Origin of the sequence: Stenotrophomonas acidaminiphila (assembly GCF_014109845.1) — a bacterium.
GTDB classification, from domain to species: Bacteria; Pseudomonadota; Gammaproteobacteria; order Xanthomonadales; family Xanthomonadaceae; genus Stenotrophomonas; species Stenotrophomonas acidaminiphila.
The window spans coordinates 1,453,838-1,479,094 of the sequence record NZ_CP043567.1; the positions used below are offsets into that span (position 1 = coordinate 1,453,838).

Below are 25,257 nucleotides of genomic sequence, written 5' to 3' on the forward strand. Positions count from 1 at the left end.
TGATGGCAGTGCCCCCTGCATGACCGAGCATAGCCGGTGCCGATGACACCTGGGTGGCGGCGCGATGGCGGAATCGCCCGGATGTGGAGCGCGTCACATCCGGTGGCGTCGCGCCGGGCCTACTCGCCGATGTCCTCGTTCCAGACTTCCGGATTGCCGGCGATGAAGCCGCGCATCATCTCGATGCAGCCGGCATCGTTCAGGTCGATGACCCTGACCCCGTTCTCGCGCAGCCAGTCGATGCCGCCGGCGAAGGTGACCGATTCGCCGACCACGACGGTGCCGATGTTGAACTGGCGCACCAGCCCGGAGCAGTACCAGCACGGGGCCAGGGTGGTGACCATGATGGTGTCGCGGTAGCCGCGCTGGCGGCCGGCCTTGCGGAAGGCGTCGGTTTCGCCGTGGATGGAGGGGTCGCCCTCCTGCACCCGGCGGTTGTGGCCGCAGCCGAGCAGGCGGCCATCGTTGTGGTACAGCGCCGCGCCGATCGGGATGCCGCCCTCGGCCAGGCCCTGGCGGGCCTCGGCGATGGCGGTGTCGAGCAGGGCGCGGTAGTCGGGCGTGGCGATCATGGGGGCGGGCATCCGTCGGGTGGCCGGCCATGATAACGGCCCGCTCCCGGGCCCCGGCACGCCGCCGCCGCGGGAGTGCGATAATCGGGCGCATGAGCGAATCCCCCTACAAGAGCGGCACCACCCACTTCGGCTTCCGCGACGTGCCGGCCAAGGACAAGCAGAAGCTTGTCGGCCAGGTGTTCACGTCGGTGGCCGACAACTACGACCTGATGAACGACCTGATGAGCCTGGGCATCCATCGGTTGTGGAAGCGTTACTTCGTGGCCACCGCCCAGGTGAAGCCGGGCGACCGCGTGCTCGACCTGGCCGGCGGCACCGGCGACATCGCGGTGCTGCTCAAGGAGCGGCTGGGCGCCGAAGGCAGCGTGGTGCTGGGCGACATCAACGCCGGCATGCTGTCGGTGGGCCGCGACCGCCTCACCAACCGCGGCCACGTGTCCGGCTTCGAGTGGGTACAGCTCAACGCCGAGGCGCTGCCGTTCCCGGACCAGAGTTTCGACCTGGTGACCATTTCCTTCGGCCTGCGCAACGTCACCGACAAGGACGCCGCGCTGCGCGAGATGTACCGCGTGCTCAAGGTCGGCGGCCAGGCCCGCGTGCTGGAGTTCTCCGAGGTCACCGCCGACTGGTTCAAGCCGATCTACGATTTCCATTCGTTCAAGGTGCTGCCGCGGCTCGGCAAGCTGTTCGCGCGCGGTGACGGCGACAGCTACCAGTACCTGGCCGAGAGCATCCGCAAGCATCCGCCGCAGGAAGAGCTCAAGGCGATGATGGCCGAGGCCGGATTCGCCCGCTGCCATTACAAGAACCTCAGCGGCGGCATCGTCGCCATCCACTCCGGCTACAAGATCTAGGCATGGGAGAGGGCCCGGGAACCGGGGACGGGCGCTGCCCGGGTCCGCGTTCCCGCCTTCTTCCGCGCCTCGCCTGCTGCACCCACTCCTTCGCTGCAAAGGTAATCCCATGCGTTCACCCTTCCTGATGCTGCCCCTGGCCGTCGCGCTCGCCGCCGGCTGCGCCAAGGACCCCGCCGCCCCCGTCGCCGCCCCCGTCGCCGAGAAGCCCGCCGCCGCCGTGAACACCGTCAGCCGCAGCCACGATGAAAGCTCCTACGCCGAGCCGGACAAGGTCGTCATCAAGGACCTGGCGCTGGACCTGAAGGTCGACTTCGAGCAGAAGCAGATCGGCGGCACCGCCACCTATGCGCTGGAGTGGAAGGACAAGGCCGCCAGGCAGCTGGTGCTGGATACCCGCGAGCTGACCATCGCCAAGGTCGAGGCGCTGGCTGCCGATGGCGCCGCCACCGCGCTGCAGTTCGAGCTGGCGCCGGCGGACAAGGTGTTCGGCAGCAAGCTGACCATCCAGGCCCCGGAGCAGCCGGCCAGCGTGCGCATCACCTACCACACCGCGCCGACCGCCTCGGGCCTGCAGTGGCTGGAGCCGTCGATGACCGAGGGCAAGAAGCTGCCCTTCATGTTCAGCCAGTCGCAGGCCATCCACGCGCGCTCGTGGGTGCCGCTGCAGGACACCCCGAGCGTGCGCTTCACCTACAGCGCGCACGTGGCCAGCCGCCCGGACGTGATGGTGCTGATGAGCGCCGACAACGACCCCAAGGCCGCCCGCGATGGCGACTACACCTTCAAGATGCCGCAGCCGATCCCGTCCTACCTGCTGGCCATCGCCGCCGGCGACCTGGTGTTCGAGCCGATCTCGCCGCGTTCGGGCGTGTGGGCCGAGCCGGCCATGGTCAACAAGGCGGCCAAGGAGTTCGAGGACACCGAGAAGATGATCGGTGCCGCCGAGAAGCTGTACGGCGAATATCGCTGGGGCCGCTACGACATGCTGGTGCTGCCGCCGTCGTTCCCGTTCGGCGGCATGGAGAACCCGCGCCTGACCTTCGCCACTCCGACCGTGATCGTCGGCGACAAGTCGCTGGTCTCGCTGGTCGCCCATGAGCTGGCGCACAGCTGGTCGGGCAACCTGGTGACCAACGCCAGCTGGAAGGACATCTGGCTCAACGAAGGCTTCACCACCTACGTGCAGGCGCGCATCACCGAAGCGCTGTACGGCCAGGAGGCGGCCGAGATGGAGCGCGAGATCGACCAGACCGACCTGCTCAACGAAGTGAAGGACATGAGCCCGGCCGACCAGGCGCTGGCGCTGCCGCCGCTGAACGAGCGTGACCCGGACGACGCGCTGAGCCAGGTGGCCTACGTCAAGGGCGCATGGTTCCTGCAGTTCCTGGAGCAGCGCTTCGGCCGCGAGGTGTTCGATCCATTCCTGCGCGGCTGGTTCGATGACCATGCCTTCCAGAGCGCCAATACCGACCAGTTCGTCGAGTACCTGAAGAAGAACCTGCTGCCGAAGAACCCGACCGCGGTGAGCGATGCCGAACTGCACGCGTGGCTGGAGGAGCCGGGCATCCCGTCGTTCGCGCCGAAGGCCCGCTCGCGCGGCTTCGCCGTGGTCGACACCGCACGCATCGCCTGGCTGGGCAGCGAACAGCTGCCGAGCAACCAGGTGACCAGCCAGTGGACCACCCAGGAATGGGTGCGCTTCATCGACGGCCTGGGCAAGACCGTGCCGGTGGCCAAGCTCGAACAGCTGGACAAGGGCTACCACTTCACCGGCACCCCGAACGGCGAGATCGCCATGCGCTGGTATCCGCTGGCCATCCGCAGCGGCTACACCCAGGCCCAGCCGGCCGCCGGCGAGTTCATCCAGAAGGTCGGTCGCCGCAAGCTGATCCTGCCGATCTACGCCGAGCTGCTGAAGACCCCGGAAGGCCTGGCCTTCGCCAAGGAGGTATTCGCCAGGGCCAAGCCGGGCTATCACCCGATCACCACCGCGTCGGTGGCCGACATGATCGCCAAGGCCGAGGCCGCGCCGAAGCCGGACGCAGTGCCGAAGCAGTAATCAGCCCGATCGCGCTTCACCCGGACGGCGAGCTTCGGCTCGCCGTCCGTGTTTCCATCCCCGCGAATGCCAAGGGGCGTGCCGCCCGGACCCGTGCGGCGCCCCCCCCGGGACAGGCCGTTGGCCGGGCAGGGGACGGGCACGTAGCAGCACGCGGGCGCCTTTGGATGGCGCGCCCAATGCGCGGTGCTTGCCGGGCGTTGCGCATGCCGGGGCTCGACCCCGGCCACGGCCGGTCAGTCGCCCGCTTTTCCCGCGGCAACCGGCAGACTCTTCAGCACCGATTTGTCGATCTTCGCCGCTACGCCAACGCTGCGGCCAGCAAGATTGACCACGCTGTACTGCGCTGCCACCCCGAGTACCTGGGTGGCCTGCGACATGTCCAGGCCGTAGGCCTGGCGCAGCCACTGCAGCATCCCCGATGTCGCCAGGCGCAGCGCATCGTCGCTGGAGCCGGCCTGCCCCAGCGTCATGATCTGGGTGGGTGATTCCACCCGCGGAGTGGCAATGGGGTGGTTCTTGATCAGCTCAACCTTCAGCACCACATCCAGCGAGGTTTCCAGCGCCCATTGGCTGGTTTCGCCATCGCCCTGCAGGGCATGCCCATCGCCCAGATAGAGCAGCGCCCCGGGTTGCTGCACTTGCAGGTAAACCGTGTTTCCCTGGACCACGGCGTTGAAATCCATGTTGCCGCCGAAGTCGCCGGTGTCGCCGGTGGAAAAGGGGGGGTAACCGAAACCGGGTGCGACGGCGAGACCGCCGAGCATCGGCTTGACCGGGATTTCGAAGTTCCTCAACCTGCCGCTGGCGCCTTGCGGCCGCGCCACGCCGCGCACGCGATCCAGTTCCCAGCGAACCGGGTTGCCCAGCTTGGATGTTTCCGTGGCGATGCGAGGGGTCTTCAAACGCCCGACGATGCCGTCGAGGCTGTCGGCGTAATCGCGGTTGAGTCCGAGCGATTGGAGTGTGATCGCCAGCGTATCGCCCGGTTCAGCCCCGGCTACGAAGAAGGGGCCGACCTGTGGGTTGCCGAACAATGCGCGGGTGATGCCGTTCTCGTCGACGCCACCGGAATCCAGGGTGCGGGTCTGCACCGAATCGCCCGGCCAGATCACCAGTACCGCAGCGCGATCGGCATCGAACGTGTTGGAATAATCGGTTGGCGTGAACGCGTGCAGGCGTGGCCCAGCGTCCGCCCGCGTCGGTACCCGCCACGCACTGAAGGAGTGCGCCGCACGCGCGCTGCGGTTGTTGGTATCGGGCTCGTCGCTGCGGCCCTGCATGTGGTTTCCCTCGATGCGGCCGTCGTAGTGATGGAGCTGGCCGTCGCTGTCGGTCGCGGTGAACTGCAGCTGCGCACCCTCCAGGCGGCCGGTTATCGGGTCCCCGCCCAGTGTTCCGCTGACACGCGCGCCCTGCACGTCCAGGTTCAAGGTCTGTTGGGCGGTGTTGCCCCACAGATCGGTCGTCAGGATCCATTGGTCGGCGGCGAGGGCGCCGAACGGGAATGCGGACAACAACAGCGAGGACCATTTCAGTGGGGTACGCACGTGTCGTGTGCCCGTGAGGCGCCCGGGGGCATGTTGGCGGAGTCTACGAAGGGGTATGCCGCTGCCGCAGTGTCAAACGTAACGGGATGGGCTGCCGGTGCATGGGTCGCAGGGCGGGGACGATTGGAGCGGCAAACCCGCTGCCGGCGTCGAGTACGGCGTGGCGCGGCGCTGGCCACGCCGGAGATGCGGGAGTGGCTGGCATGCACGCGCCGGTGCCACCCGCGGCATGGGGGTGGGCGGCGCGGGAATGACGGAGCACCACGCGGGTGTTTAAAGTGGACGCCATCGCGCGGCATCGCCGCGCCTGTCCACGCGGAGTCGCTCGATGAAACCCCTGATCCTTGGCGCCCTGTGCGTCGTCGCCCTGGCCGCCTGCAGCAACCCGGAGGCCGAGCGCCAGCAGCAGGAGGCCGCCGCCGCCCAGGAACGTGCCCGGCGCGAGGCCGATGCCGACGGCATCGCCAGGCTCTACGACGCGGCGGTGACCGCCAGCGAGTGGGAGAAGGCGCGTGTCCACGGCGCCGCGCTGCTCGACCAGTTTCCCGGATCGGCTGCCGCCAGCCGCATCGAGCCGGGCTTCGCCGAGGTCAAGGAAAAGGCGGAGGCCGCGCGCGAACTGCGCCGCATGCAGGGCCTGTGGAGCTACAACCAGGTGGCCGTCGGCAGCAAGGGCGTGCAGCGCTCGGCGATGATCCAGGGCAAGGAGCGGGTCGATGTCGACGGCACCGGCCCCAAGGTGGTGCAGCTGGTGTTCCGCGATCATCCGGAATGGAAGCGCCACGCCTATCTGGTGCTGCAGACCGGCGATTTCGCCAAGGCGTGCTATGCCAGCTGCCAGGTCACGGTGACGGTGGACGACCAGGCGCCGCGGCGGATGGCCGCGTACCGCCCCGACACCGACGAGGCCATCGCCATGTTCATCACCGATAACCGTGGCCTGTGGCGGCTGGCGCGCAAGGCCCGGGTGGTGCGCATCGAGTTCCCGGTGAAGGCCGGCGGCACCCGTACAGCAGTCTTCGAGACCGGCGGGCTGGATGGCAGCCAGATGCCCGCGGGCTGGGATTGAGCGGCATGGACACGCACGCCGGCTCCAAGCCGCTGCGCCGCGGTGCGCCGCGCGCGTACTGGCCATGCGCGCTGGTCGCGCTGCTGTGGCTGCCCCCGCCGCCGGCGCTCGCCTGCGGCAGCCTGCCCGCCGACATGCAGCGCCGGCTCGTGGCTGGGGACCTGCAACGGCAACAGGCGTTGGCCGCCATGCTTGCCACCCGGGCCGACGCCATCGTGATCGCCGACGTCGTGGCGGTCGCACCGGACGATGCCCGGGTGCATGTGCGCCAGTGGATCAAGGGGGCAGGGGATGCGGCGCTGCAGGTGGCGCCGGCGAACCGGCTCGACGCCATCGGCTGCCTGCCGTCGGCGGAATTCGGCAATGTCGCGCTGCGGCCCGGGGAGCATTACCTGCTCTATCTGGCCGGCGGCAGCGTGCTGCGTGCCGGCAACCTGCGGCGCGGGTCGCGGGAACTCACCCTGGGCCAGGAACTGGCGCGGGTGCGCGGGTCGATGGTGGCGCCGGCAACGACGGAGGTGCGGTGATGGATCTGGTGATCGTGATCGTGGTCAGCGTGCTGGCCATCGCCCTGCACGTGGTGCTGTACCTGCTGTTCCGGCGCTGGATGGACCGTGACCTGGCGCTGTCGCTGGCCGGCGATGACGAGGACAAACGGCGCTACATGCTCGATTGCCTGCAGCGCGCCAGGGACGACGGCGTGCGCCGGCGCGAGCTGCCGGCGTGGCTGGAGCGCGAGGCGGCGCGCTACGCGCCGCGCTAATGGGCCGTGGCGCGGTCCGCAGACGCAAACGAAAACGGCGCCCTGCGGCGCCGTCTGCATGTGTCCCGGGCGCGCAGGATCAGAGCGCGTAGCCGAACTGCTGCTTGAACTGCTCGTTGAACTCGTCGAAGTCGAAGCGCTGGTTCTGGGTGCCCGGGTGTTCGACCTTCAGCGCGCCCATCAGGTTGCCCATGCGGCCGATGGTCAGCCAGTCGTAGCCCTTCTGGATGCCGAAGATCAGGCCTGCGCGGAACGCGTCGCCGCAGCCGGTCGGGTCGACCACGCGGCGTTCGTGCGCCGGCGGGATGTCGTAGCTCTTTTCCGGGGTGTGGATCACCGCGCCCTTGGGGCCGCGGGTGGTGATGTAGGCCTTGACCCGGCCGACGATCTCCTTTTCGTTCCAGCCGGTGCGCTCCTGCAGCAGGTTGGACTCGTAGTCGTTGACCACCACGTAGTCGGCCTGTTCGATGAAGGTACGCAGCTCCGGGCCGTTGAACAGCGGCATGGCCTGGCCCGGGTCGAAGATGAACGGCACGCCCATCTCCTTGAACTCGATGGCGTTCTGGATCATGCCCTCGCGGCCGTCGGGGCCGACCAGGCCCAGGGTCACGCCCGGCACGTCCTTCACGTGGTTCTCGTAGGACCGCATCATCGCGCCCGGGTGGAAGGCGGTGATCTGGTTGTTGTCGTGGTCGGTGGTGATGAACGCCTGCGGGGTGAACAGCTCCTCGATTACCCGCACCCGGGTCAGGTCGATGCCCAGTGCGTCGAAGTGCTCGCGGTACGGGCCGAAGTCCGAGCCCACCGTGCCCATCGGGATCGGGGCGCCGCCGAGCAGGTGCAGGTTGTAGGCGATGTTGCCGGCGCAGCCGCCGAACTCACGGCGCATGCGCGGGACCAGGAAGGACACGTTCAGGATGTGCACCTTGTCCGGCAGGATGTGGTTCTTGAACTGGTCCGGGAACACCATGATGGTGTCGAAGGCAAGGGAACCACAGATCAGAGCGGACATCGCGAACGGGCCTATACGGGTAAAGGGGGGCCGCCGCCATGCGGGCGCAGGCGGGGTGGCGCGGGCGCGCGCCAAAGTGCATAAGGGTACCGGCTGCGGCGGCGCGCGACCAGAACCACGTGTCGCCGGGGCGCCCGGGCAAGGGCCTCCAAACCCGCTGCGGGCATGGATTTTCCTTGCCCGTGCCGGGGTGGGTTGATAGGCTAGCCAACCTCGTTTTCTGCCCATTTTTTCGCCATCCGGCGTGGGCGCGCGCCCTCAGGATCACTCCCCAGATGTTCAAGAAGCTCCGCGGCATGTTCTCCAATGACCTGTCCATCGACCTGGGCACGGCCAACACCCTCATCTACGTGCGCGGGCAGGGGATCGTGCTGAACGAGCCGTCGGTCGTGGCCGTGCGCCAGGACCGCGCCATCGGCGGTACCCGCTCGGTGGCCGCCGTCGGCGCCGAGGCCAAGCAGATGCTCGGCCGTACCCCGGGGCACATCACCACCATCCGCCCGATGAAGGACGGCGTGATCGCCGACTTCACCTACACCGAGGCGATGCTCAAGCACTTCATCAAGAAGGTGCACAAGTCGCGCGTGCTGCGCCCGAGCCCGCGCGTGCTGGTATGCGTGCCGGCCGGCTCGACCCAGGTCGAGCGCCGCGCCATCAAGGAATCGGCCGAGGAGGCCGGCGCACGCGACGTGTACCTGATCGAGGAGCCGATGGCGGCGGCCATCGGCGCCGGCATGCCGGTCACCGAGGCGTGCGGCTCGATGGTCATCGATATCGGCGGCGGCACCACCGAAGTGGCGGTGATCTCGCTCAACGGCATCGTCTATTCAGCCTCGGTCCGCATCGGCGGCGACCGCTTCGACGAGTCGATCACCAACTACGTGCGCCGCAACCACGGCATGCTGATCGGCGAAGCCACCGCCGAGCGCATCAAGGTGGAACTGGGCTGCGCCTACCCGCAGGCCGAGGTGCAGGAGATGGAAATCTCCGGCCGCAACCTCGCCGAGGGCGTGCCGAAGATGATCAAGATCAGCTCCAACGAGGTGCTCGAGGCCCTGCACGAGCCGCTGTCGGGGATCGTCTCGGCGGTCAAGCTGGCACTGGAGCAGACTCCGCCGGAACTGTGCGCCGACGTCGCCGAGCGCGGCATCGTGCTGACCGGCGGTGGCGCCCTGCTGCGCGACCTGGACCGGTTGATCTCCGAGGAAACCGGCCTGCACGTGCAGGTGGCCGACGACCCGCTGACCTGCGTGGCGCGTGGCGGTGGCCGTGCACTGGAGCTGGTCGACATGCACGGCAACGAGTTCTTTGCGCCGGAATAAGCCGCACCGGCTCCCTGCCGCGCCTGCGCCTCTGCGGCGCGGTGCCCGTGGCGCGCAGGCGCCGGGCATCGCACCGCCGGGGCGTCGTCGCATCCTTCTCCCGTATTTTTCCAGCTGAAGTCCGTCGTGCCGCCCTATGCCGGTCCACCCGTAGCCTCCCGACAGGGCGACGCCAGCAGCACCCTGCGGCTGCTGGCCTACCTGGCCCTGGCGATCACCCTGATCGTGCTGGACGACCAGGGCGGCTGGCTGTCGCGCCTGCGCACGCAGGCCGCCGTGGCGGTGCAGCCGGTGTGGGCGCTGGCCGGCCTGCCCGGGCGCCTGGGCGCCTCGGTGCGCGACAACGCCGCCAGCCACAACCAACTGGTCGCCGAGAACCGTGAACTGCGCAACCAGCTGCTGCTGGCCAACGCGCGCCTGACCCGCCTGCAGACCGCGGCGCTGGACAATGCCCAGCTGCGCGAGCTGCTGAACGTGGCCGAGCGCAGCGGGCTGGACGTGCAGCTGGCGCCGATCCTGGATATCGACCTGGACCCGGTGAAGCAGCGCCTGGTGCTGGATGCCGGCAGCCGCGAAGGCGTGCGCATCGGCCAGGCGGTGATCGATGCCGGTGGGCTGATGGGGCAGGTGATCGCGGTGACCCCGCTGCATTCGACCGTGCTGCTGCTGACCGACCCCGACCATGCGGTGCCGGTGACGGTGGCGCGCAACGGCGTGCGCCTGATCGCCTACGGGCGCGGCGACCGCCTCGAGCTGCGCGACATTCCGCTCAGCGCCGGGGTGGAAGTGGGCGACGAGATCGTCACCTCCGGGCTCGGCGGGCGCTTCCCGGCCGGCTTCCCGGTGGGCCGGATCCTGCAGCTGCGGCCGGACGACACCCATGCCTTCCTGGTCGGCGAGCTGGAGCCGGCGGCCAAGCTGGACCGCGGCCGCGACGTGCTGCTGTTGCGCTCGGTGCCGCAGATCCCGCGCATGCCGGTGACCACCGGCCTGGAGCCGCCGGCCGGCGACACCGCGCCGGGTCCGCGTCCGGTGCCGGGCAACGAGGTGCCGCGGGGCGCTGCACCGGCGGCGCCAGCCGATGCGGCCACCGCACCGGCAACCCCGCCGGCGCCCGTACCGACGCCGGCCGCCACCGCGTCCCCGGCCACCGACGTGCCGGCGGCGCCGGCAGGAGACCGCCGATGAGCCGCCTGCGCAGCCGGGGCTGGGTATTGCCGGCGAGCATCGCCCTGGCCCTGTTGCTGGGGCTGGTGCCGCTGCCGGACCTGCTGCAGCCGATCCGCCCGTACTGGCTGGCGCTGGTGCTGGGCTACTGGGTGATCGAAACCCCCGAGCGGGTCGGGCTGGGCTTCGCCTTCTGCATCGGCCTGCTGGCCGACCTGCTGTACGGCGGGATCCTCGGCGAGCAGGCGCTGCGGCTGGTGGTGTTCGCCTTCATCCTGCAGCGCTTCCGTGCCCGCATCCGCTTCTTCCCGCTGTCGCAGCAGGCGCTGGCGATCGGCGGGCTGCTGCTCAACGACCGCATCATCAGCGCCGCCGTGCGCCTGTTCACCGCCGAGCCGCTGCTGCCGTGGAGCTACTGGTGGGCGCCGCTGCCGGGCATGCTGCTGTGGCTGCCGATCTACGTGCTGCTGGACGCCGCGCGGCTGGGCAAGCGCGGGCACTGAGCCATGTACGGGCGGCGCCAGCACAAGAACCCGCAGGCCGAGGCCGAGCAGTTCCGGCGCCGTGCGGCGGTCGGCTTCCTCGGCGTGCTGCTGGGGCTCGGCGTGCTGGCCGGCTGGTACTTCAAGCTGCAGGTGCTGGACCACGACGTCTACGCCACCCGCTCGGAAGCCAACCGCATCAAGGCGCGGCCGGTGGTGCCCGGGCGTGGCTTGATCTATGACCGCAAGGGCCGCCTGCTGGCGGAGAACGTGCCGGCGTTCCGCCTGGACGTGACCCCCAACAAGGTCCAGGACATGGCCGCCACCCTGGACGGGCTGCGGGCGATCTTCTCGCTGAGCGACGAGGACATCGAGCGTTTCAACCAGTCGCGCAAGGCGCGGCGCAGCTTCATCCCGGTGACGCTGAAGCTGCGCGTCAGCGACGAGGAGATGGCGCGCTTCGCGGTGGACCGCTGGCGCTACCCGGGCGTGGAGCTGGAGCCCTACCTGACCCGTCGTTACCCCTACGGCGACTTGCTCGCGCATGTCATCGGCTACGTCGGCCGGGTCGACGACAAGGACCTGCAGGAGCTGGGCGAGGGCAACGCGGCGCTGACCCATATCGGCAAGTCCGGGCTGGAGCGTTATTACGAGGACCAGCTGCGCGGCAAGGTCGGCTACGAGCGGGTGGAGACCAACGTGCAGGGCCGGGCGATCCGCACGCTTGGCCGCGTGCCCGCGCAGTCAGGCGCGGACCTGCGCCTGTCGATCGATGTCGACCTGCAGCAGGCGATGGTGACCGCGTTCGGCGAGCAGGAAGGGTCGGCGGTGGCGATCGACCCGCGCACCGGCGAGATCCTGGCCATGGTCAGCCTGCCGTCGTACGACCCCAACCTGTTCGTCAACGGCATTTCCCACGCCGATTTCAAGCGCCTCAACGAGAACCCCTCGCGGCCGCAGTTCAACCGCCTGGTGCTCGGCGGCGTGGCGCCGGGCTCCACGGTCAAGCCGTTCCTCGGCCTGGCCGGGCTGGACAGCGGCCTGCGCCGGCCCGAGGACAAGATCCTCTCGCGCGGCATGTTCTACCTGCCGGGCGTGAGCCGCGGCTGGGGCGACGCCAATCGCGGCGGCCATGGCTGGACCGACCTGCGCAAGTCGATCTCGCAGTCGGTGAACACGTACTACTACCAGCTCGGTACCGACATGGGCGTGGAGCGCTACGACCAGTACATGGGCGGCCGTTACGGCTTCGGCCAGCCCACCGGCATCGATCTGGCCGGCGAGATCGGCGGCATCCTGCCGTCGCCGGCGGCCAAGGCCAGGCTGCGCAAGGAGCGCTGGTATCCGGGCGACATGGTCAACGCCAGCATCGGCCAGGGCCTGTGGAAAGTGACCCCGCTGCAGCTGGTGCGCGGAGTGGGCGGATTGGCCTCCGGGCAGTTGCGCAGGCCGCACCTGGTGGTCGAGCAGAAGGTGGGCTTCGACCACGACTGGGCGCCGCTGCCGCAGCCCGAATCCAGGCCGATCAGTCCCAATCCGGCCAATCTGCAGGCCGTGCGCGAAGGCATGATGGGCACCATGCAGCCGGGCGGCAGCGGCTGGCGCGTGGCGGCCGGCGCGCCGTACCTGATGGCCGGCAAGACCGGTACCGCGCAGGTGGTCAGCCGCAAGGGCACCGCCGCGGTGAATCCGAAGAACCTGCCGATGCACCTGCGCCACCGTGCGCTGTTCATCGGTTTCGCCCCGGCCGAGGATCCGCGGATCGCCATCGCGGTCGCGGTCGAGGGCGGTGGCTACGGCGGCGCGGCGGCGGCGCCGATCGCGCGCAAGGTGTTCGATGCGTGGCTGCTCGGGGTGATGCCCGACGTGCAGCAGGCCGCCGATGCCAGTGGCGTGGTCGAAGGTGCGGCCACTGCCGTTTCCGCCGCCCCCGCTCCGGCGGTAGCGCCGCCGGGCGAACCGCTCCCGACACCGGTACCGTCGCCGGCATCGTCGCCGGAACCGGCACAGGAGGAACGGCGATGAGGGACTTCCTGCGCTGGCTGCTGGAAATGGCGCAGCGCCTTACCCGCGGCCTGGACTGGCCGTTGCTGCTGGCGCTGTGCGCGCTGATGGGCATGGGCCTGGCGGTGCTGGACAGTGCCGGGGGCAGTGGCCTGGTGATGGCCCAGGGCGCGCGATTCGCGGTGGGCCTGGTGGCGATGTGGGCGATCGCGCGGGTGCCGGTACTGCGCATCCGCGCCTGGACGCCGATGATCTACGCATTGTCGATGCTGCCGTTGCTGGCGGTGTTCGTGCTGGGCACCGGCAAGTACGGCCGCCAGTGGCTGGACCTGAAACTGTTCTACCTGCAGCCGGCCGAACTGCTCAAGGTGAGCATGCCGATGATGGTGGCGTGGTACCTGCACCGGATGCCGTTGCCGCCGCGGATACCGGTGGTGCTGGTCGCCGGCATGATCATCGGCGTGCCCACCGCGCTGGTGATGCTGCAGCCGGACCTGGGCACCGCCATGCTGATCGCCGCCAGCGGCGTGTTCGTGCTGTACCTGTCGGGCATGCCGTGGTGGTGGTTCATCACCGCCGGCACGGTCGGCGGCAGCGCCCTGGCGGTGGTCCTGTTCGCGCCGATCTCGTGGTTCTCGTTCCTGCGGCCCTACCAGCAGGATCGCATCCTGACGTTCCGCGATCCGGACAACGACCCGCTGGGCGCTGGCTGGAACATCATCCAGTCCAAGATCGCCATCGGCTCGGGCGGGCTGACCGGCAAGGGCTGGGGGCTGGGTTCGCAGTCGCACCTGAATTTTATTCCCGAGCAGACCACCGATTTCGCGTTCTCGGTGCTGAGCGAGGAATTCGGCTGGCTGGGCGTGGCGCTCGTGATCGCGCTGTACATCTTCATCATCGGCCGCTGCCTGTGGATCGCGGCGCAGTCGCGCGATGGCTATTCGCGGCTGGTTGCCGGTGCCATCGGCCTGTCCTTCTTCGTGTATGCGCTGGTCAACGGCGGCATGATTTCGGGCCTGCTGCCGGTGGTGGGCGTGCCGATGCCGCTGATCAGCTACGGCGGCACCGCCGCGGTGTCGCTGCTGGCCGGGTTCGGCCTGGTGATGGCCGCGCGCGGCTACAACCCGGTGCATGGCGGCCACGGCTGAGCCGGCGGCACAGGCGGGCGCCGTCCGGAAGAGGTTGATCAGGATCAAACACCGGGTTTAACAAAAGCGTCACAATGGCATCCGCCACCGGACGCGTCGCGCCGTGGCGGCCGGCCTGCAGACCTGCTGGACGGCAAGGCCGGGATCCGCAGGCCGGGCGTGGGGAGACGCCCGGCTTGTGTCGCAATCCGGTCCGGGCACCGGCTGCACCCGCGGGGATGGGGGTGCAGCCGGTGCCCAGATTTTTTCTGGCGTCCGCGCAGGGGACTGCCCGGCCGTTGCGCATTCAGTTTCCCGGCCGTTGCAACGTGGTGGCGTGTCCTCCGCTGCGCTCATCCCTGGCACTTCAATCTCTTTGCGATTCATGGTGTTATTGATGGAAATTCATCAATGACCTGTTAATCTCGGCTAATGATTCGACGTGTTCTGGTCTGCTGTCTTACCCTGGGCATGGTCGCCTGCGCGACCCAGCCCCAGGCGCCTGCTCCCGCTCCGCACCCGGCGGGGAAACCGATAGGCACGGGCGGTACGCCGGCCGAAGCCGCCCCCGAGCGCAAGCCCGACCTGCCGCCGGTGGACCTCACCCCGGTGCCGTTCGAGACCGCGCGCGCCAATTTCGTACGCGATACCGCTGCCCGCTATCGCCTGGACCCGGCCTACATCGAGTCGGTGCTGGCGCAGGCGCAGATCCGAGAGCCGATCATCGCCGCCATGGCGCGCCCGGCCGAACGGGTCAAGCCGTGGAACGAGTACCGGCCGATGTTCATCAGCCAGGCGCGCATCGAGGGTGGACGCAGGTTCCTGGCCACGCACCGCGACGCCCTGCAGCGCGTGCAGGCGCGCAGCGGCGTGCCGGCCGAGGTGATCGTGGCGATCATCGGTGTGGAGACCAGCTATGGCGCCAACACCGGCAGCCACCGCGTGCTCGATGCGCTGTACACGCTGGCGTTCAAGTACCCGCGCAGCGGCGATCCGGAAAAGCTCGAGCGCGAGGTGCGCCGCGAGCTGTTCTTCCGCGACGAGCTGGCCAAGCTGTTCGAACTGGCCGCGCAGGAGAAGCTGGACATCGCCGCGCTCAAGGGCAGTTATGCCGGCGCGATGGGCATGGGCCAGTTCATGCCGTCCAGCTACCTGGACTATGCCGTGGATGGCGACGGCGACGGCCGCCGCGACCTGTTCAACAGCTACGACGACGTGTTCGCGTCCATCGCCAATTACTTCGTGAAGAAGGGCGGCTGGGTGCGTGGCGGCACCGTCGCGGTGCCGGCCACGCTCGATGCGGGCCGCGAGGAACTCAATCCCGTGGACTGGACGCCGACCCTGGGCATCGACGCGCTGGCCGCGCGCGGCTACCACGCGGTCGTGCCGGTGCGCGCGGCCGGCGCCACCGCCACCCCGATCACCCTGGAAGGCAGCGACGGCAAGCAGTACTGGCTGGGCTTCCAGAACTACTACGCGATCACCCGCTACAACCTTTCCAAGATGTACGCGATGGCCGTGTTCCAGTTGTCCCAGGCCATCGCCGGACAGGAGTTGCCTCCGGCATGAACAGCAAGTGGCTGGTCCCTGCGTTGATCGTTCTCGGGCTGGCTGCCTGCAGCAGCGCGCCACCCAGGTCCAAGTCCAGCGGCGCCGGCCATGGCGCCTCGCCCGGCAGCGTGGTGCACGGCCACGGCGGGCGTCCGTCGCACTGCCCCGAGGGCTCGCCCTACGCCAGGGCGCAGGAGGACCCCACCACGCGCGGCAACTACAGTGCCGGCGGCCTGTACCGCCCGGGCGTCAAGGACACCACCCCCGACTACGTGCCTGACGTGGCCTGCATCCCCGAGCCGTTGGTCAGCGACGAGCCGCGTTCGACCGTCGGCAACCGCTCGCCGTACGTGGTGCTGGGCAAGGAATACCGGGTGATGGAGCGGGTCGACGATTACGTCGAACAGGGCACCGCGTCCTATTACGGCGCCAAGTTCCATGGGCGCCTGACCTCCAACCGCGAGGTCTATGACATGTACCAGTTCACCGCCGCGCACAAGACGCTGCCCCTGCCGAGCTTCGCCCGTGTCACCAATCTGGACAACGGCGAGTCGGTGATCGTGCGGGTCAACGACCGTGGCCCGTTCCACGACGGCCGCGTGATCGACCTGAGCTATGCCGCGGCGGTGCGGCTGGGCATCACCCAGCGCGGCACCGGCCGGGTGGAGGTGCGCGGGTTGACCCCGGGCAGCGACAGCCTGCTGGCCTCGCGGGAGACGCGTCGCCCGGCACGCGGGCGCGCCGCGGCACCGGCGGCAGGTACCGCCGCCGCGCCACCGCCCAGTCGCATGGACCAGCTGGTGCAGGCGTTGCCGGCCACGCCCGGCGCGGCGCGGACGCCGCGGCCGGCCGAAGTCCACGCCGCCGGTCCGGCTGCGCAGGCGGTGGCCGTGCAGGCATTGCCGGCTGCCCCTGATCCGTCGCCTTCGACGCTGCCCGTCGCCGTCGCGCCGCTGGCGGCCGCCCCGGCGCCCGACGCCGCGGCCCGTGCGCTGGGCGCGATCCTGCTGCAGGTGGCGAGCTTTTCCAGTCGCGACAACGCCTCCCGCGCCCTGGGGCAACTGAGTGCGGCCGGCATCGCCGGTGCCACGCTCAGCGACGTGGTCAGCGGCGGACGCACGCTGTGGCGCCTGCGCGTGCCCGCCGACGACGTGGCCAAGGCGGCGGAACTTGCCGGCCGCATCGCCGGTCTGGGCTTCGGCAGGCCGCAGATCGTCCGCGATTGACCGCAGTACGGCATGGAAGCCACGCCGATGGGCGCTGATGCCGGTGCGATGCTGCCGCCACGTCCTACAATGACCGCCTGTTTTCCATTCCTTGTCCCGACAGGAACCGTTTTCCGATGAAATTCCGCTTTGCCGCCGCCGCCATGGCCACGACGTTCGCCATCGGCCTGGCCTCCGCCCAGACGCCCACCCCGGCCCCGGCCCCGGCCGCTGCCCCCGCCCAGGTGGCGATCCCGCCCGCACCGGCGCCGTCCACCTCCACCGCCTGGGTGCTGATGGACTACGCCTCCGGGCAGGTGCTGGCCGGCGAGAACATCCACATGCCGCTGCCGCCGGCCAGCATCACCAAGGTGATGACGTCCTATGTACTGGCCGCCGAGACCCGCAACGGCAAGATCAAGCCCGACGACCAGGTGATGATGAGCGAGCGCGCCTGGCGCGAGGGCGGCGCCGGTACCGATGGCAGCTACAGCGGGTTCCCGGTCAACCAGACCGCGCGCCTGGAGGACATGGAAAAGGGCATGGCGATCCAGTCGGGCAACGACGCCGCCATCGCCCTGGCCGAGCACGCCGCCGGCAGCCAGGAGGCGTTCGCCGCGTTGATGAACAACTATGCCGCCAAGATCGGCATGAAGGACTCGCACTTCGTCAACGCCCACGGCCTGACCGCGGACGGCCACCAGTCCAGCGCCTACGACCTGGCGCTGCTGGGCCGCGCCTTCGTGCGCGATTACCCGGAAACCTATGCCTACAACAAGATCAAGGAATTCACCGTAGGCAACATCACCCAGCCCAACCGCAACCTGCTGCTGTGGCGCGACGCCAGCGTGGACGGCATCAAGACCGGGCATACCTCGGCGGCCGGCTACTGCCTGCTGAGCTCGGCGCAGCGCGGCGACCAGCGCCTGATCGCGGTGCTGATGGGCGGGGCGTCGGAGAAGCAGCGTGCCGACGACAGCCTGGCGCTGCTGAACTGGGGCTTCCGTTTCTTCGAGACCCACCGCCTGTACGAGACCGGCAAGGCCGTGACCACCCAGCACGTGTGGAAGGGCGCCGCCGACGAGGTGCAGCTGGGGGTGGCGCAGCCGCTGCTGGTCAGCGTGCCGCGCGGCCGCTACGCCGACCTCAAGCCCAGCATGGACGTGCCCAAGCAGCTCGTCGCGCCGATCGCCGCCGGCCAGCAGATCGGCACGGTGAAGGTGACGCTGGACGGCAAGGTGGTCGCCGAGTCGCCGCTGGTGGCGGTGCAGGCAGTGGAGGAAGGCGGCTTCTTCAAGCGCCTGTGGGACGCTTTCATGATGTGGTGGAAGTCCTGACCCTGTCCAAAAAAAGCCGGCGCAAGCCGGCTTTTTTGATGGGCGGCCGCCGGCGGCTGCCGGCCTGCATGATCACAGTGTGCGGCTGATGGTGAAGCTGCCGAACACCGGGCGCTGTGTCTGTCCCTCGAATTCGCGGCTGCGGTGGTAGCGGGCCAGCGCGAATTTCCACTTGCCGCGGGTCAGCGCCACGCCGTAGCCGATGTCGCCGACCAGCGCGCGCCTGTCCACGCGGTGGCTGCCGCGGAAGGTGTTGCCGTCCAGGGTGATGTCGCGCAGCACCCAGCGCGCATCGGCGGTCGCGAACAGGTGCCCGGACCAGCCGGACAGCCGGCCGCCACGGGTCGGCGCGGTGTTCTCGCCGGCCGGACGCAGCGGCGAGCTGCCGAAATCGTCGGGCAACTGCCAACCGAAGCGGACTTCGCCGCCGGCGTTGCCGTAGGTCGCCAGGTTGCCGAGGGCGCCGCCCCAGTGGCTGATCGCGTCCCAGCCCCAGCCGGCGGGGTTGTTCGCCGGCCAGCGCCGCATCCGTTCATGCAGCAGGCGCAGCACCGGTTCGTCGTGCAGCTGGTTCTTCCAGCCCATGAACTTCTCGTCGTCCAGCACGCCGTGCACGGCATCCTGTACCTGCTTGCCCTGCGCCGACGGACCGACCATGCCCAGCGCCAGCTGGGTGGTGCGCAGGCGGTCGCCGGTGCGCGCGTTGTAGCCGAAATTGACCAGCAGCACCCCGGCATAGGGGCGGTCGTCGGCGATCAGGTCGGTGCGGGTGCTGTCGGTCGGGGTGAACAGCCCCTGGCCGACGCTGAAGATCATGTTCTGCTGCTCGAAACCGCCCGGCTGCAGCCGTTCCAGATGGCGGTTGATCCAGCGCGCCGGCGCCGGCAGGCAGGGGTCGCCGGTGTAGTCGGCCAGGTTCGGCGAGACCAGGGTCAGCATCGCGCCGTTGGTATAGCCCTGGTCCTGGTGGGCGCCGCCGAACAGGTCGTTGTCCACGCGGAAATTGACCGCGGGCGGGTGGTCGTGCAGGGCGCTGCCGCTGCAGGTGCCGGATGGCGTGGCCGCGGCGTAGGCGGGGCTGCCGGCGAGCGCCAGGGCCAGCGCCAGGGGCAGCCGGAGGCGGGTGTCCATGCACTCGGATCCGGGTCGTGGGAGTGCGCGCAGCTTACCGGCGCGGCCCGCGTGGGCGCAGTGGCGATCGCGGATCACACCGTTGCGGCATCGCCGGCTGGCGCCGCGAACCGTGACGGGCGCAGGTTGGAAACCGTCATGGCCCTGCGGTAGCATCGCCGCCGACCACTCCGCGCTTGCCATACTGGCTGCCTGCAAGGACCAGGACCCTAGTCGCTGGGTTTTCAGACCAAAGGAACGCGCCCGCCACGCGGCGCAGGTTAACGGGGAATACAACACTATGCGTAATGTCTTTTCGCCGCTGATGGCGGCTGCCCTGACCGTGGGTGTCGCCGCGGTCGTGTCCAGCCAGCCGGCGCAGGCGTCGTTCAAGAACACCGGCACCCAGGCCCAGGAGCAGCGCAAGCAGGCTGCCGCCCAGATCCCGGTGTGCCAGCGCCCGATCGGCACCATCTCGGTGATCGAGCCGGAAGACGCCACCAACTGGTGGACCGGGCAGCAGCTGCCGGCACCGTCGCGGCTGATCAAGGTGTTCGTCAGCCGCTCGCGCTGCTTCACCCTGGTGGACCGCGGCGCCGGCATGGCCGCCGGCCAGTTCGAGCGTGAACTGGCCGCCAGCGGCGACCTGCGCGGCCGTTCCAACGTCGGCAAGGGCCAGATCAAGGCCGCCGACTACGTGATGATCCCCGACCTGGTGTCGCAGAACAGCAACGCCGGCGGCAATGCCATCGGCGGCCTGCTGGGCGGACTGATCGGCGGCAAGGCCGGCGCGATCGTCGGCGGCCTGAACTTCCGCAGCAAGACCGCCGACGTGGTGCTGACCGTGACCGACGTGCGCTCCTCCGAGCAGGTGGCGATCTCCGAGGGCTCGGCGCGCAAGAGCGACATCGGCTTCGGCGCCGGCGGCGGCCTGTTCGGCGGCAGCGGCTTCGGTGCCGCCGGCGTCGGCGGTTATGCCAACACCGAAATCGGCCAGGTCATCACCATGGCCTACCTGCAGGCCTACACCGACATCGTCGCCCAGCTCGGCGGCCTGCCGGAGAACGCCTCGGCGGCCAACGCCCAGCAGGCGGTGACGGTGACCCGTCCGGGGCGCCTGCTGGCCAACGCCAAGGGCACCGGCGCGCCGGTGCGTTCGCTGGACGCGGGCATGATGCTGTACCCGACCGGCAACAAGGAAGGCGTGATGTGGGAAGTCGAGGATGAACTGGGCAACAAGGGCTGGGTCTCCTCGACCCTGCTGGAGCTGTCCAAGTAAGGGCGGCGCGCCCGCACCGGTGCCGGCGTCCGCCCGGCCCCGGCCGCGCGGCGACAACGCAGCTTTCCATGGAAGGGCCGCCCGCAGCGGCCCTTCCGCGTTCCCGGACCTTGGGTTTGCCGGTCCGCGCCCCGATAATGGCGGGCATGGAAATCAAGTCCGACAACCCCGAACACGGCTTCCAGTTTCCCGGCACCTTCGAGTTGAGCGCCATGGGCGCGGCCAACATCGGGCTGGAGCATGAACTGCCGCAGCTGCTGCTGCAGGCGGGTCTGGATGTGCTCAGCGAGCGCATCAGCTGGAAGCATTCGTCCAACGGCAAGTACGTGTCCGTGCGCATCGCCTTCAAGGCCGACAGCCGCGAGCAGTACGACGCCGCGCACGTGGCCCTGCGCAACCATCCGGAAGTGAAGTGGACGCTGTAGGCGCCTGCGCGGCCGCGGCGGTGGGCGGTGGCAAGGTCCGCGCGGCGACGCTGCGCGACCTCGGTCGCCAGGCCTACGCACCGGTCTGGCACGCGATGCAGCGTTTCACCGACGCCCGCGACGACGCCACCACCGACGAACTGTGGGTGGTCGAGCACGATCCGGTGTTCACCCTGGGCCAGGCCGGCAAGGACGAGCACGTGCTCGCGCCGGGCGACATCCCGGTGCTGCACGTGGACCGCGGCGGCCAGGTGACCTACCACGGCCCCGGCCAGATCGTGGTCTATCCGCTGCTGGACCTGCGCCGGCTGGGCATCGGCGTGCGCGACTACGTGTGCCGCATCGAGCAGGCGATCATCGATACCCTGGACGAGTGGAACATCGTCGCCGAACGCCTGGAGGGCGCGCCGGGGGTGTATGTCGGCGGCGCCAAGATCGCCGCGCTCGGCATCCGCGTGCGCCGCGGCTGCAGTTTCCACGGGCTGGCTTTCAACGTCAGCCTTGACCTGGAGCCCTTCCATCGCATCAATCCCTGCGGTTACGCCGGGATGCAGGTGACCTCGGTGCTAGACTTGGGCGGTCCTTCGGGCATCGCGGCGGTCAAGCCGGTGCTGCTGTCCCATCTGGCCCGGCAGTTCGGGCTGGACCTGCGCGACGATCCCGGACTGCCCGACCTGACCATGCGGCCCTGACGCCGCCGGAACGCCATGAACGAATCCACCAGCCGCTCCATCCCCCTGCAGGTCCTGCAGGGCGACACCCCGTCCGCGCCGCTGCAGGCCGGCGCCAAACAGCTCGGTGGCGACAAGATCAACCGTTCGCCGGTGCAGTTCGCCGATGCCCCGGTGCTGCGCAAGCCGTCGTGGATCCGCGTGCGCATCCCGTCCGGCAACGCCGTCCAGCAGCTCAAGGCCAAGCTGCGCGAGAACCGGCTGGTGACGGTGTGCGAGGAGGCCAGCTGCCCGAACATCCACGAATGCTTCGGCCATGGCACCGCCACGTTCATGATCCTCGGCGAGGTCTGCACCCGCCGCTGCTCGTTCTGCGACGTCGCCCACGGCCGGCCCAAGCCGCCGGACGCCGCCGAGCCGCTGCACCTGGCGCAGACGGTCAAGGACATGGGCCTGAAGTACGTGGTGGTCACCAGCGTGGACCGCGACGACCTGCGCGATGGCGGCGCCGGCCATTTCGTCGATTGCATCAGCGCCATCCGCGAGTTCAGCCCGGGTACCCGGATCGAGATCCTGACCCCGGACTTCCGTGGCAAGGGACGCATGGAGCGCGCGCTGGAGATCCTTGCGGCCAATCCGCCGGACGTGTTCAACCACAACATCGAGACCGTGCCGGACCTGTACCGCAACGTGCGTCCGGGCGCGGACTACCAGTGGTCGCTGACCCTGCTGCAGCAGTTCAAGGCGCAGCATCCGGGCGTGCCCACCAAGTCCGGCATCATGCTCGGCCTGGGCGAAACCCTGGAGCAGGTGCAGGCCACCCTGCGCGACCTGCGCGCGCACGACGTGGAAATGGTCACCATCGGCCAGTACCTGCAGCCGACCCCGCACCACCACCCGGTGCTGCGCTACTGGACGCCGGACGAATACAAGGCGCTGGAAGACTACGGCTACGCGCTGGGTTTCCACCACGTGGCGTCCGGGCCGATGGTGCGCTCGTCCTACCACGCCGACCGCCAGGCCGCCGGCGCCGGGGTCGGCTGACGCGCCTTCGCCGCACCCCGCGAGCCCGTGTCCGCACCGCCTGCAGGGTGGCGCAGCGCCAGCGCCAGGACGCACGGCGTGCTGCCCGGCAGCGTGGCCCGGGCCTGCTTTTCCCGTTCCGCCGCCCCGGCTGCCCGCAGGCCCGGGAGCCTCGCCCCTGCCGCCGGGCGATCGCCAGGCACCCCGGGTGCCCCGGCTGGAATGACCACCGCGCCCGTCGCCGGGCTGGCCGGCTCGGCGGGGCGCCGGCACGGTTCACGTTGCGCTACGGTCGGGCCGCTAGGCTGTGGGCGGTCCGGATGACAAGCGCTGCAACTTCCGGCACTGTCCCGTTGTCCGAGTCATCCGCAGTCTCATTCCACCGCCCGGTGCCACGAGTATTTTGATGAACTACCGAGTACCCGCTTTCCTGCTGGCTTTCGCGCTGACCGCGCCGGCCGCGCTGCTGGCGCGCGCCGACACCTCGGCGCTGCCGTCCACCGCGACGGTCGACCAGGCGACCACCTCCAAGCTGGTCTACGGGCTGCTGTCCGACAGCCGCTACGCCTACCGCCCGCGCCCGCTGGACGCGGCGACCTCGCAGGATGTGTTCAAGCGCTACCTGGAGTCGCTGGACAGTGGCAAGCAGTTCTTCACCCGGGACGACGTGGAGCGCTTCGCGCCGCTGGCCGAACGGACCGGCAACGCGATCCGCAGCGGTGAACTCGACCCGGCGTTCGAGGTGTTCGCGGTCTACCGCCAGCGCGTCGGCGAACGCGTGGCCCATGCGCGGCGGCTGCTGCGGCAGGAGCCGGATTTCACCACCAACGAGCGCTTCGATTACGACCGCAAGGACGTGCCGTGGGCGACCAGCGCCGAGCTGGACGAACTGTGGCGCAAGTCGGTGAAGAACGACTGGCTGCGTCTGCGGCTGGCCGGCAAGCCGGCCGCCGACATCCGCAAGACCCTGGACAAGCGTTACGCCACGCTGCTCAAGTCGGTCAACGAGGTGAAGGGGGAGGACGTGTTCTCCTTCTTCATGAACGCCTACACCCGCGCGGTCGATCCGCACACCGATTACTTCACCCCGCGCACGGCCGAGAACTTCAACCAGGCCATGTCGCTGTCGCTGGAAGGCATCGGCGCGCAGCTGCAGCGCCAGGACGACGTGGTGGTGATCCGCGAGATCATCGCCGGCGGCCCGGCCTCGGTGGACGGCACGCTCAAGCCGGGCGACCGCATCGTCGGCGTCGGCCAGGGCCGCTCGGGCCCGCTCGAGGACGTGATCGGCTGGCGCATCGACGACGTGGTGGCCAAGATCCGCGGCGCCAAGGACACCCAGGTGCGGCTGGAGTTCATCCCCGCCGCCGAAGGCCTGGACGGCAAGCACCGCATGGTGACCCTGACCCGGCAGAAGGTGCGCCTGGCCGAGCAGGCCGCCAAGGGCGAGACCATGGCCATTCCCGGCGCCGCAGGCGAGCCTGCGCGCCGCATCGGCATCGTCAAGCTGCCGACCTTCTACCAGGATTTCGAGGGCCGCCGCCGCAACGCCACCGACTATGCCTCTGCCACCCGCGACGTGGCGCGCCTGCTGGCCGGCTTCAAGGCCGACAAGCTCGACGGCGTGGTGCTGGACCTGCGCAACAACGGCGGTGGTTCGCTGGACGAGGCGATCGAACTGACCGGCCTGTTCATCGAACAGGGACCGGTGGTGCAGGTGCGCGAATCCGGCGGCCGGGTCATCGTCAACAGCGACCGCAACCCGGCCGTGGCATGGGACGGGCCGCTGGCGGTACTGATCAACCGCGGTTCGGCCTCGGCCTCGGAGATCTTCGCTGGCGCCATCCAGGACTATGGCCGCGGCCTGGTGATCGGCGAGACCACCTTCGGCAAGGGCACCGTGCAGAACGTGGTGCCGCTGGACCGCTGGCCGGCCAGCGAGAAGGAACGCTTCGGCCAGGTCAAGCTGACCATCGCCCAGTTCTTCCGCGTCAGCGGCTCGTCCACCCAGCACAAGGGCGTGGTGCCCGACCTGGCGTTCCCGGCCAGCGTCGATGCCAGCGAGTTCGGCGAGAGCACCTACGACAACGCGCTGCCCTGGACCCGCATCGCCGCGGTGCCGCACACCCAGTACGGCAACTTCGCGCCGATCCTGCCGAAGCTGGAGACGCGCCATGCCGCGCGCATCCGTGGCGACCGCGAGTTCAGGTGGTGGGAAGAGGACGTGCAGCAGTTCCGCACCGAGGCGGCGAAGAAGTACGTATCGCTCAACGAGGCCGAGCGCCGCGCCGAGCGCGACAAGCAGGACGCCCAGCGCAGGCAGCGCCAGGAAGTGCGCAAGGAACTGGGCCTGCCGCTGGACCCGCTGGCCGACGACGGCAGCGACGACGGCCTGACCGGCAACGAGCGCGACATCGTCAAGGATGCCGCGCGCGAGAAGGCCGCCGAGAAGCGCCCCGATCCGCTGCTCAAGGAATCGGCGTCGATCCTGGCCGATGCGGTGAACCTGCTGGAGAAGGACCGGCCGCTGTCGGCGCAGGTGCTGCCGCAGTCCAGCGGCCCCGGCCGCTGGGCCGACTGAGCGCGGGCCGACAGCGTCCGCGCGTTCAATGCGCCGTCAGCGTGCCTGCACGCTGGCGGCGTTATGCTGATGGCCTTCCGGCATGTGG

The 25,257-nt window shown here is 69.6% G+C and carries 22 protein-coding genes; 18 read left to right on the top strand and 4 right to left on the bottom strand.

Annotated features, from left to right (window positions below):
• Positions 1-119 precede the first annotated feature (119 nt).
• On the bottom strand, positions 120-572 hold the full coding sequence (locus F0P95_RS06645) for a nucleoside deaminase (protein WP_054662863.1): 453 nt from the start codon (positions 570-572) through the stop codon (positions 120-122).
• A gap of 92 nt (positions 573-664) precedes the next feature.
• On the opposite strand from F0P95_RS06645, the gene ubiE reads away from it, so the two are divergent.
• Both ubiE and F0P95_RS06655 read left to right on the top strand, forming a co-directional pair.
• Positions 665-1,429: a bifunctional demethylmenaquinone methyltransferase/2-methoxy-6-polyprenyl-1,4-benzoquinol methylase UbiE gene (ubiE, locus tag F0P95_RS06650; RefSeq protein ID WP_054662867.1), complete on the top strand. Its 765-nt coding sequence runs from the start codon at positions 665-667 to the stop codon at positions 1,427-1,429.
• 109 nt (positions 1,430-1,538) lie between these two features.
• Complete coding sequence (locus tag F0P95_RS06655) at positions 1,539-3,491, top strand: M1 family metallopeptidase (RefSeq protein WP_182336168.1); 1,953 nt, start codon at positions 1,539-1,541, stop codon at positions 3,489-3,491.
• A 236-nt stretch (positions 3,492-3,727) separates the two neighbouring features.
• On the opposite strand, the gene F0P95_RS06660 is transcribed toward F0P95_RS06655, so the two are convergent.
• Complete coding sequence (locus tag F0P95_RS06660) at positions 3,728-5,041, bottom strand: acetamidase/formamidase family protein (RefSeq protein ID WP_198422028.1); 1,314 nt, start codon at positions 5,039-5,041, stop codon at positions 3,728-3,730.
• 328 nt (positions 5,042-5,369) lie between these two features.
• Between F0P95_RS06660 and F0P95_RS06665 the strand changes: the two genes are divergently transcribed.
• From F0P95_RS06665 to F0P95_RS06675, 3 genes are read left to right on the top strand one after another with little or no spacing between them, the layout of a single operon-like run.
• A complete protein-coding gene (locus tag F0P95_RS06665) occupies positions 5,370-6,110 on the top strand; it encodes a hypothetical protein (protein WP_182336170.1) in 741 nt (246 codons plus the stop codon).
• A gap of 5 nt (positions 6,111-6,115) precedes the next feature.
• The gene (locus F0P95_RS06670; protein WP_182336172.1) at positions 6,116-6,637 is read left to right on the top strand and encodes a hypothetical protein; all 522 of its coding nucleotides are present in this window, start codon (positions 6,116-6,118) and stop codon (positions 6,635-6,637) included.
• Positions 6,637-6,873, top strand: a complete 237-nt coding sequence (locus tag F0P95_RS06675) for a hypothetical protein (RefSeq protein WP_054662880.1) — start codon at positions 6,637-6,639, stop codon at positions 6,871-6,873. The genes F0P95_RS06670 and F0P95_RS06675 overlap by 1 nt, the downstream gene beginning before the upstream one ends.
• A gap of 79 nt (positions 6,874-6,952) precedes the next feature.
• On the opposite strand, the gene F0P95_RS06680 is transcribed toward F0P95_RS06675, so the two are convergent.
• A complete protein-coding gene (locus tag F0P95_RS06680; protein ID WP_182336173.1) occupies positions 6,953-7,885 on the bottom strand; it encodes a carbohydrate kinase family protein in 933 nt (310 codons plus the stop codon).
• A 275-nt stretch (positions 7,886-8,160) separates the two neighbouring features.
• On the opposite strand from F0P95_RS06680, the gene F0P95_RS06685 reads away from it, so the two are divergent.
• The 8 genes from F0P95_RS06685 to F0P95_RS06720 all read left to right on the top strand — a co-directional run bounded on the left by F0P95_RS06685 (position 8,161) and on the right by F0P95_RS06720 (position 18,080).
• Positions 8,161-9,207: a rod shape-determining protein gene (locus F0P95_RS06685; RefSeq protein WP_182336175.1), complete on the top strand. Its 1,047-nt coding sequence runs from the start codon at positions 8,161-8,163 to the stop codon at positions 9,205-9,207.
• A gap of 126 nt (positions 9,208-9,333) precedes the next feature.
• Positions 9,334-10,395, top strand: coding sequence for a rod shape-determining protein MreC (gene mreC / locus F0P95_RS06690; RefSeq protein WP_182336177.1), 1,062 nt, complete (start codon positions 9,334-9,336; stop codon positions 10,393-10,395).
• A complete protein-coding gene (gene mreD, locus F0P95_RS06695) occupies positions 10,392-10,877 on the top strand; it encodes a rod shape-determining protein MreD (RefSeq protein WP_054662893.1) in 486 nt (161 codons plus the stop codon). The genes mreC and mreD overlap by 4 nt, the downstream gene beginning before the upstream one ends.
• 3 nt (positions 10,878-10,880) lie before the next feature.
• On the top strand, positions 10,881-12,881 hold the full coding sequence (mrdA, locus tag F0P95_RS06700; protein WP_182336179.1) for a penicillin-binding protein 2: 2,001 nt from the start codon (positions 10,881-10,883) through the stop codon (positions 12,879-12,881).
• The gene (rodA, locus tag F0P95_RS06705) at positions 12,878-14,008 is read left to right on the top strand and encodes a rod shape-determining protein RodA (protein ID WP_182336180.1); all 1,131 of its coding nucleotides are present in this window, start codon (positions 12,878-12,880) and stop codon (positions 14,006-14,008) included. The genes mrdA and rodA overlap by 4 nt, the downstream gene beginning before the upstream one ends.
• Positions 14,009-14,419: 411 nt before the next feature.
• Positions 14,420-15,556 (top strand): lytic murein transglycosylase B, encoded by a 1,137-nt coding sequence (gene mltB, locus F0P95_RS06710; RefSeq protein WP_182336182.1) that lies wholly within the window; start codon positions 14,420-14,422, stop codon positions 15,554-15,556.
• On the top strand, positions 15,553-16,764 hold the full coding sequence (locus F0P95_RS06715) for a septal ring lytic transglycosylase RlpA family protein (protein WP_182336185.1): 1,212 nt from the start codon (positions 15,553-15,555) through the stop codon (positions 16,762-16,764). The genes mltB and F0P95_RS06715 overlap by 4 nt, the downstream gene beginning before the upstream one ends.
• 116 nt (positions 16,765-16,880) lie before the next feature.
• Positions 16,881-18,080, top strand: coding sequence for a D-alanyl-D-alanine carboxypeptidase family protein (locus tag F0P95_RS06720; protein ID WP_182336186.1), 1,200 nt, complete (start codon positions 16,881-16,883; stop codon positions 18,078-18,080).
• A 72-nt stretch (positions 18,081-18,152) separates the two neighbouring features.
• On the opposite strand, the gene F0P95_RS06725 is transcribed toward F0P95_RS06720, so the two are convergent.
• On the bottom strand, positions 18,153-19,211 hold the full coding sequence (locus tag F0P95_RS06725; RefSeq protein ID WP_182336188.1) for a lipid A deacylase LpxR family protein: 1,059 nt from the start codon (positions 19,209-19,211) through the stop codon (positions 18,153-18,155).
• Positions 19,212-19,515: 304 nt separating this feature from the next.
• Here F0P95_RS06725 and F0P95_RS06730 point away from each other — a divergent pair, with 304 nt between their 5' ends.
• The 5 genes from F0P95_RS06730 to F0P95_RS06750 all read left to right on the top strand — a co-directional run bounded on the left by F0P95_RS06730 (position 19,516) and on the right by F0P95_RS06750 (position 25,169).
• The gene (locus tag F0P95_RS06730) at positions 19,516-20,469 is read left to right on the top strand and encodes a CsgG/HfaB family protein (protein ID WP_182336853.1); all 954 of its coding nucleotides are present in this window, start codon (positions 19,516-19,518) and stop codon (positions 20,467-20,469) included.
• Between the two features lie 146 nt (positions 20,470-20,615).
• Positions 20,616-20,894, top strand: a complete 279-nt coding sequence (locus F0P95_RS06735) for a DUF493 family protein (protein WP_182336190.1) — start codon at positions 20,616-20,618, stop codon at positions 20,892-20,894.
• Positions 20,882-21,586, top strand: coding sequence for a lipoyl(octanoyl) transferase LipB (gene lipB, locus F0P95_RS06740; RefSeq protein WP_182336191.1), 705 nt, complete (start codon positions 20,882-20,884; stop codon positions 21,584-21,586). Before F0P95_RS06735 ends, lipB begins: the two co-directional genes overlap by 13 nt.
• A gap of 15 nt (positions 21,587-21,601) precedes the next feature.
• On the top strand, positions 21,602-22,609 hold the full coding sequence (gene lipA, locus F0P95_RS06745; RefSeq protein ID WP_182336193.1) for a lipoyl synthase: 1,008 nt from the start codon (positions 21,602-21,604) through the stop codon (positions 22,607-22,609).
• A 385-nt stretch (positions 22,610-22,994) separates the two neighbouring features.
• Entirely contained in the window at positions 22,995-25,169 is a 2,175-nt protein-coding gene (locus F0P95_RS06750; protein ID WP_182336195.1) for a carboxy terminal-processing peptidase, read from the top strand.
• Positions 25,170-25,257: the final 88 nt, after the last annotated feature.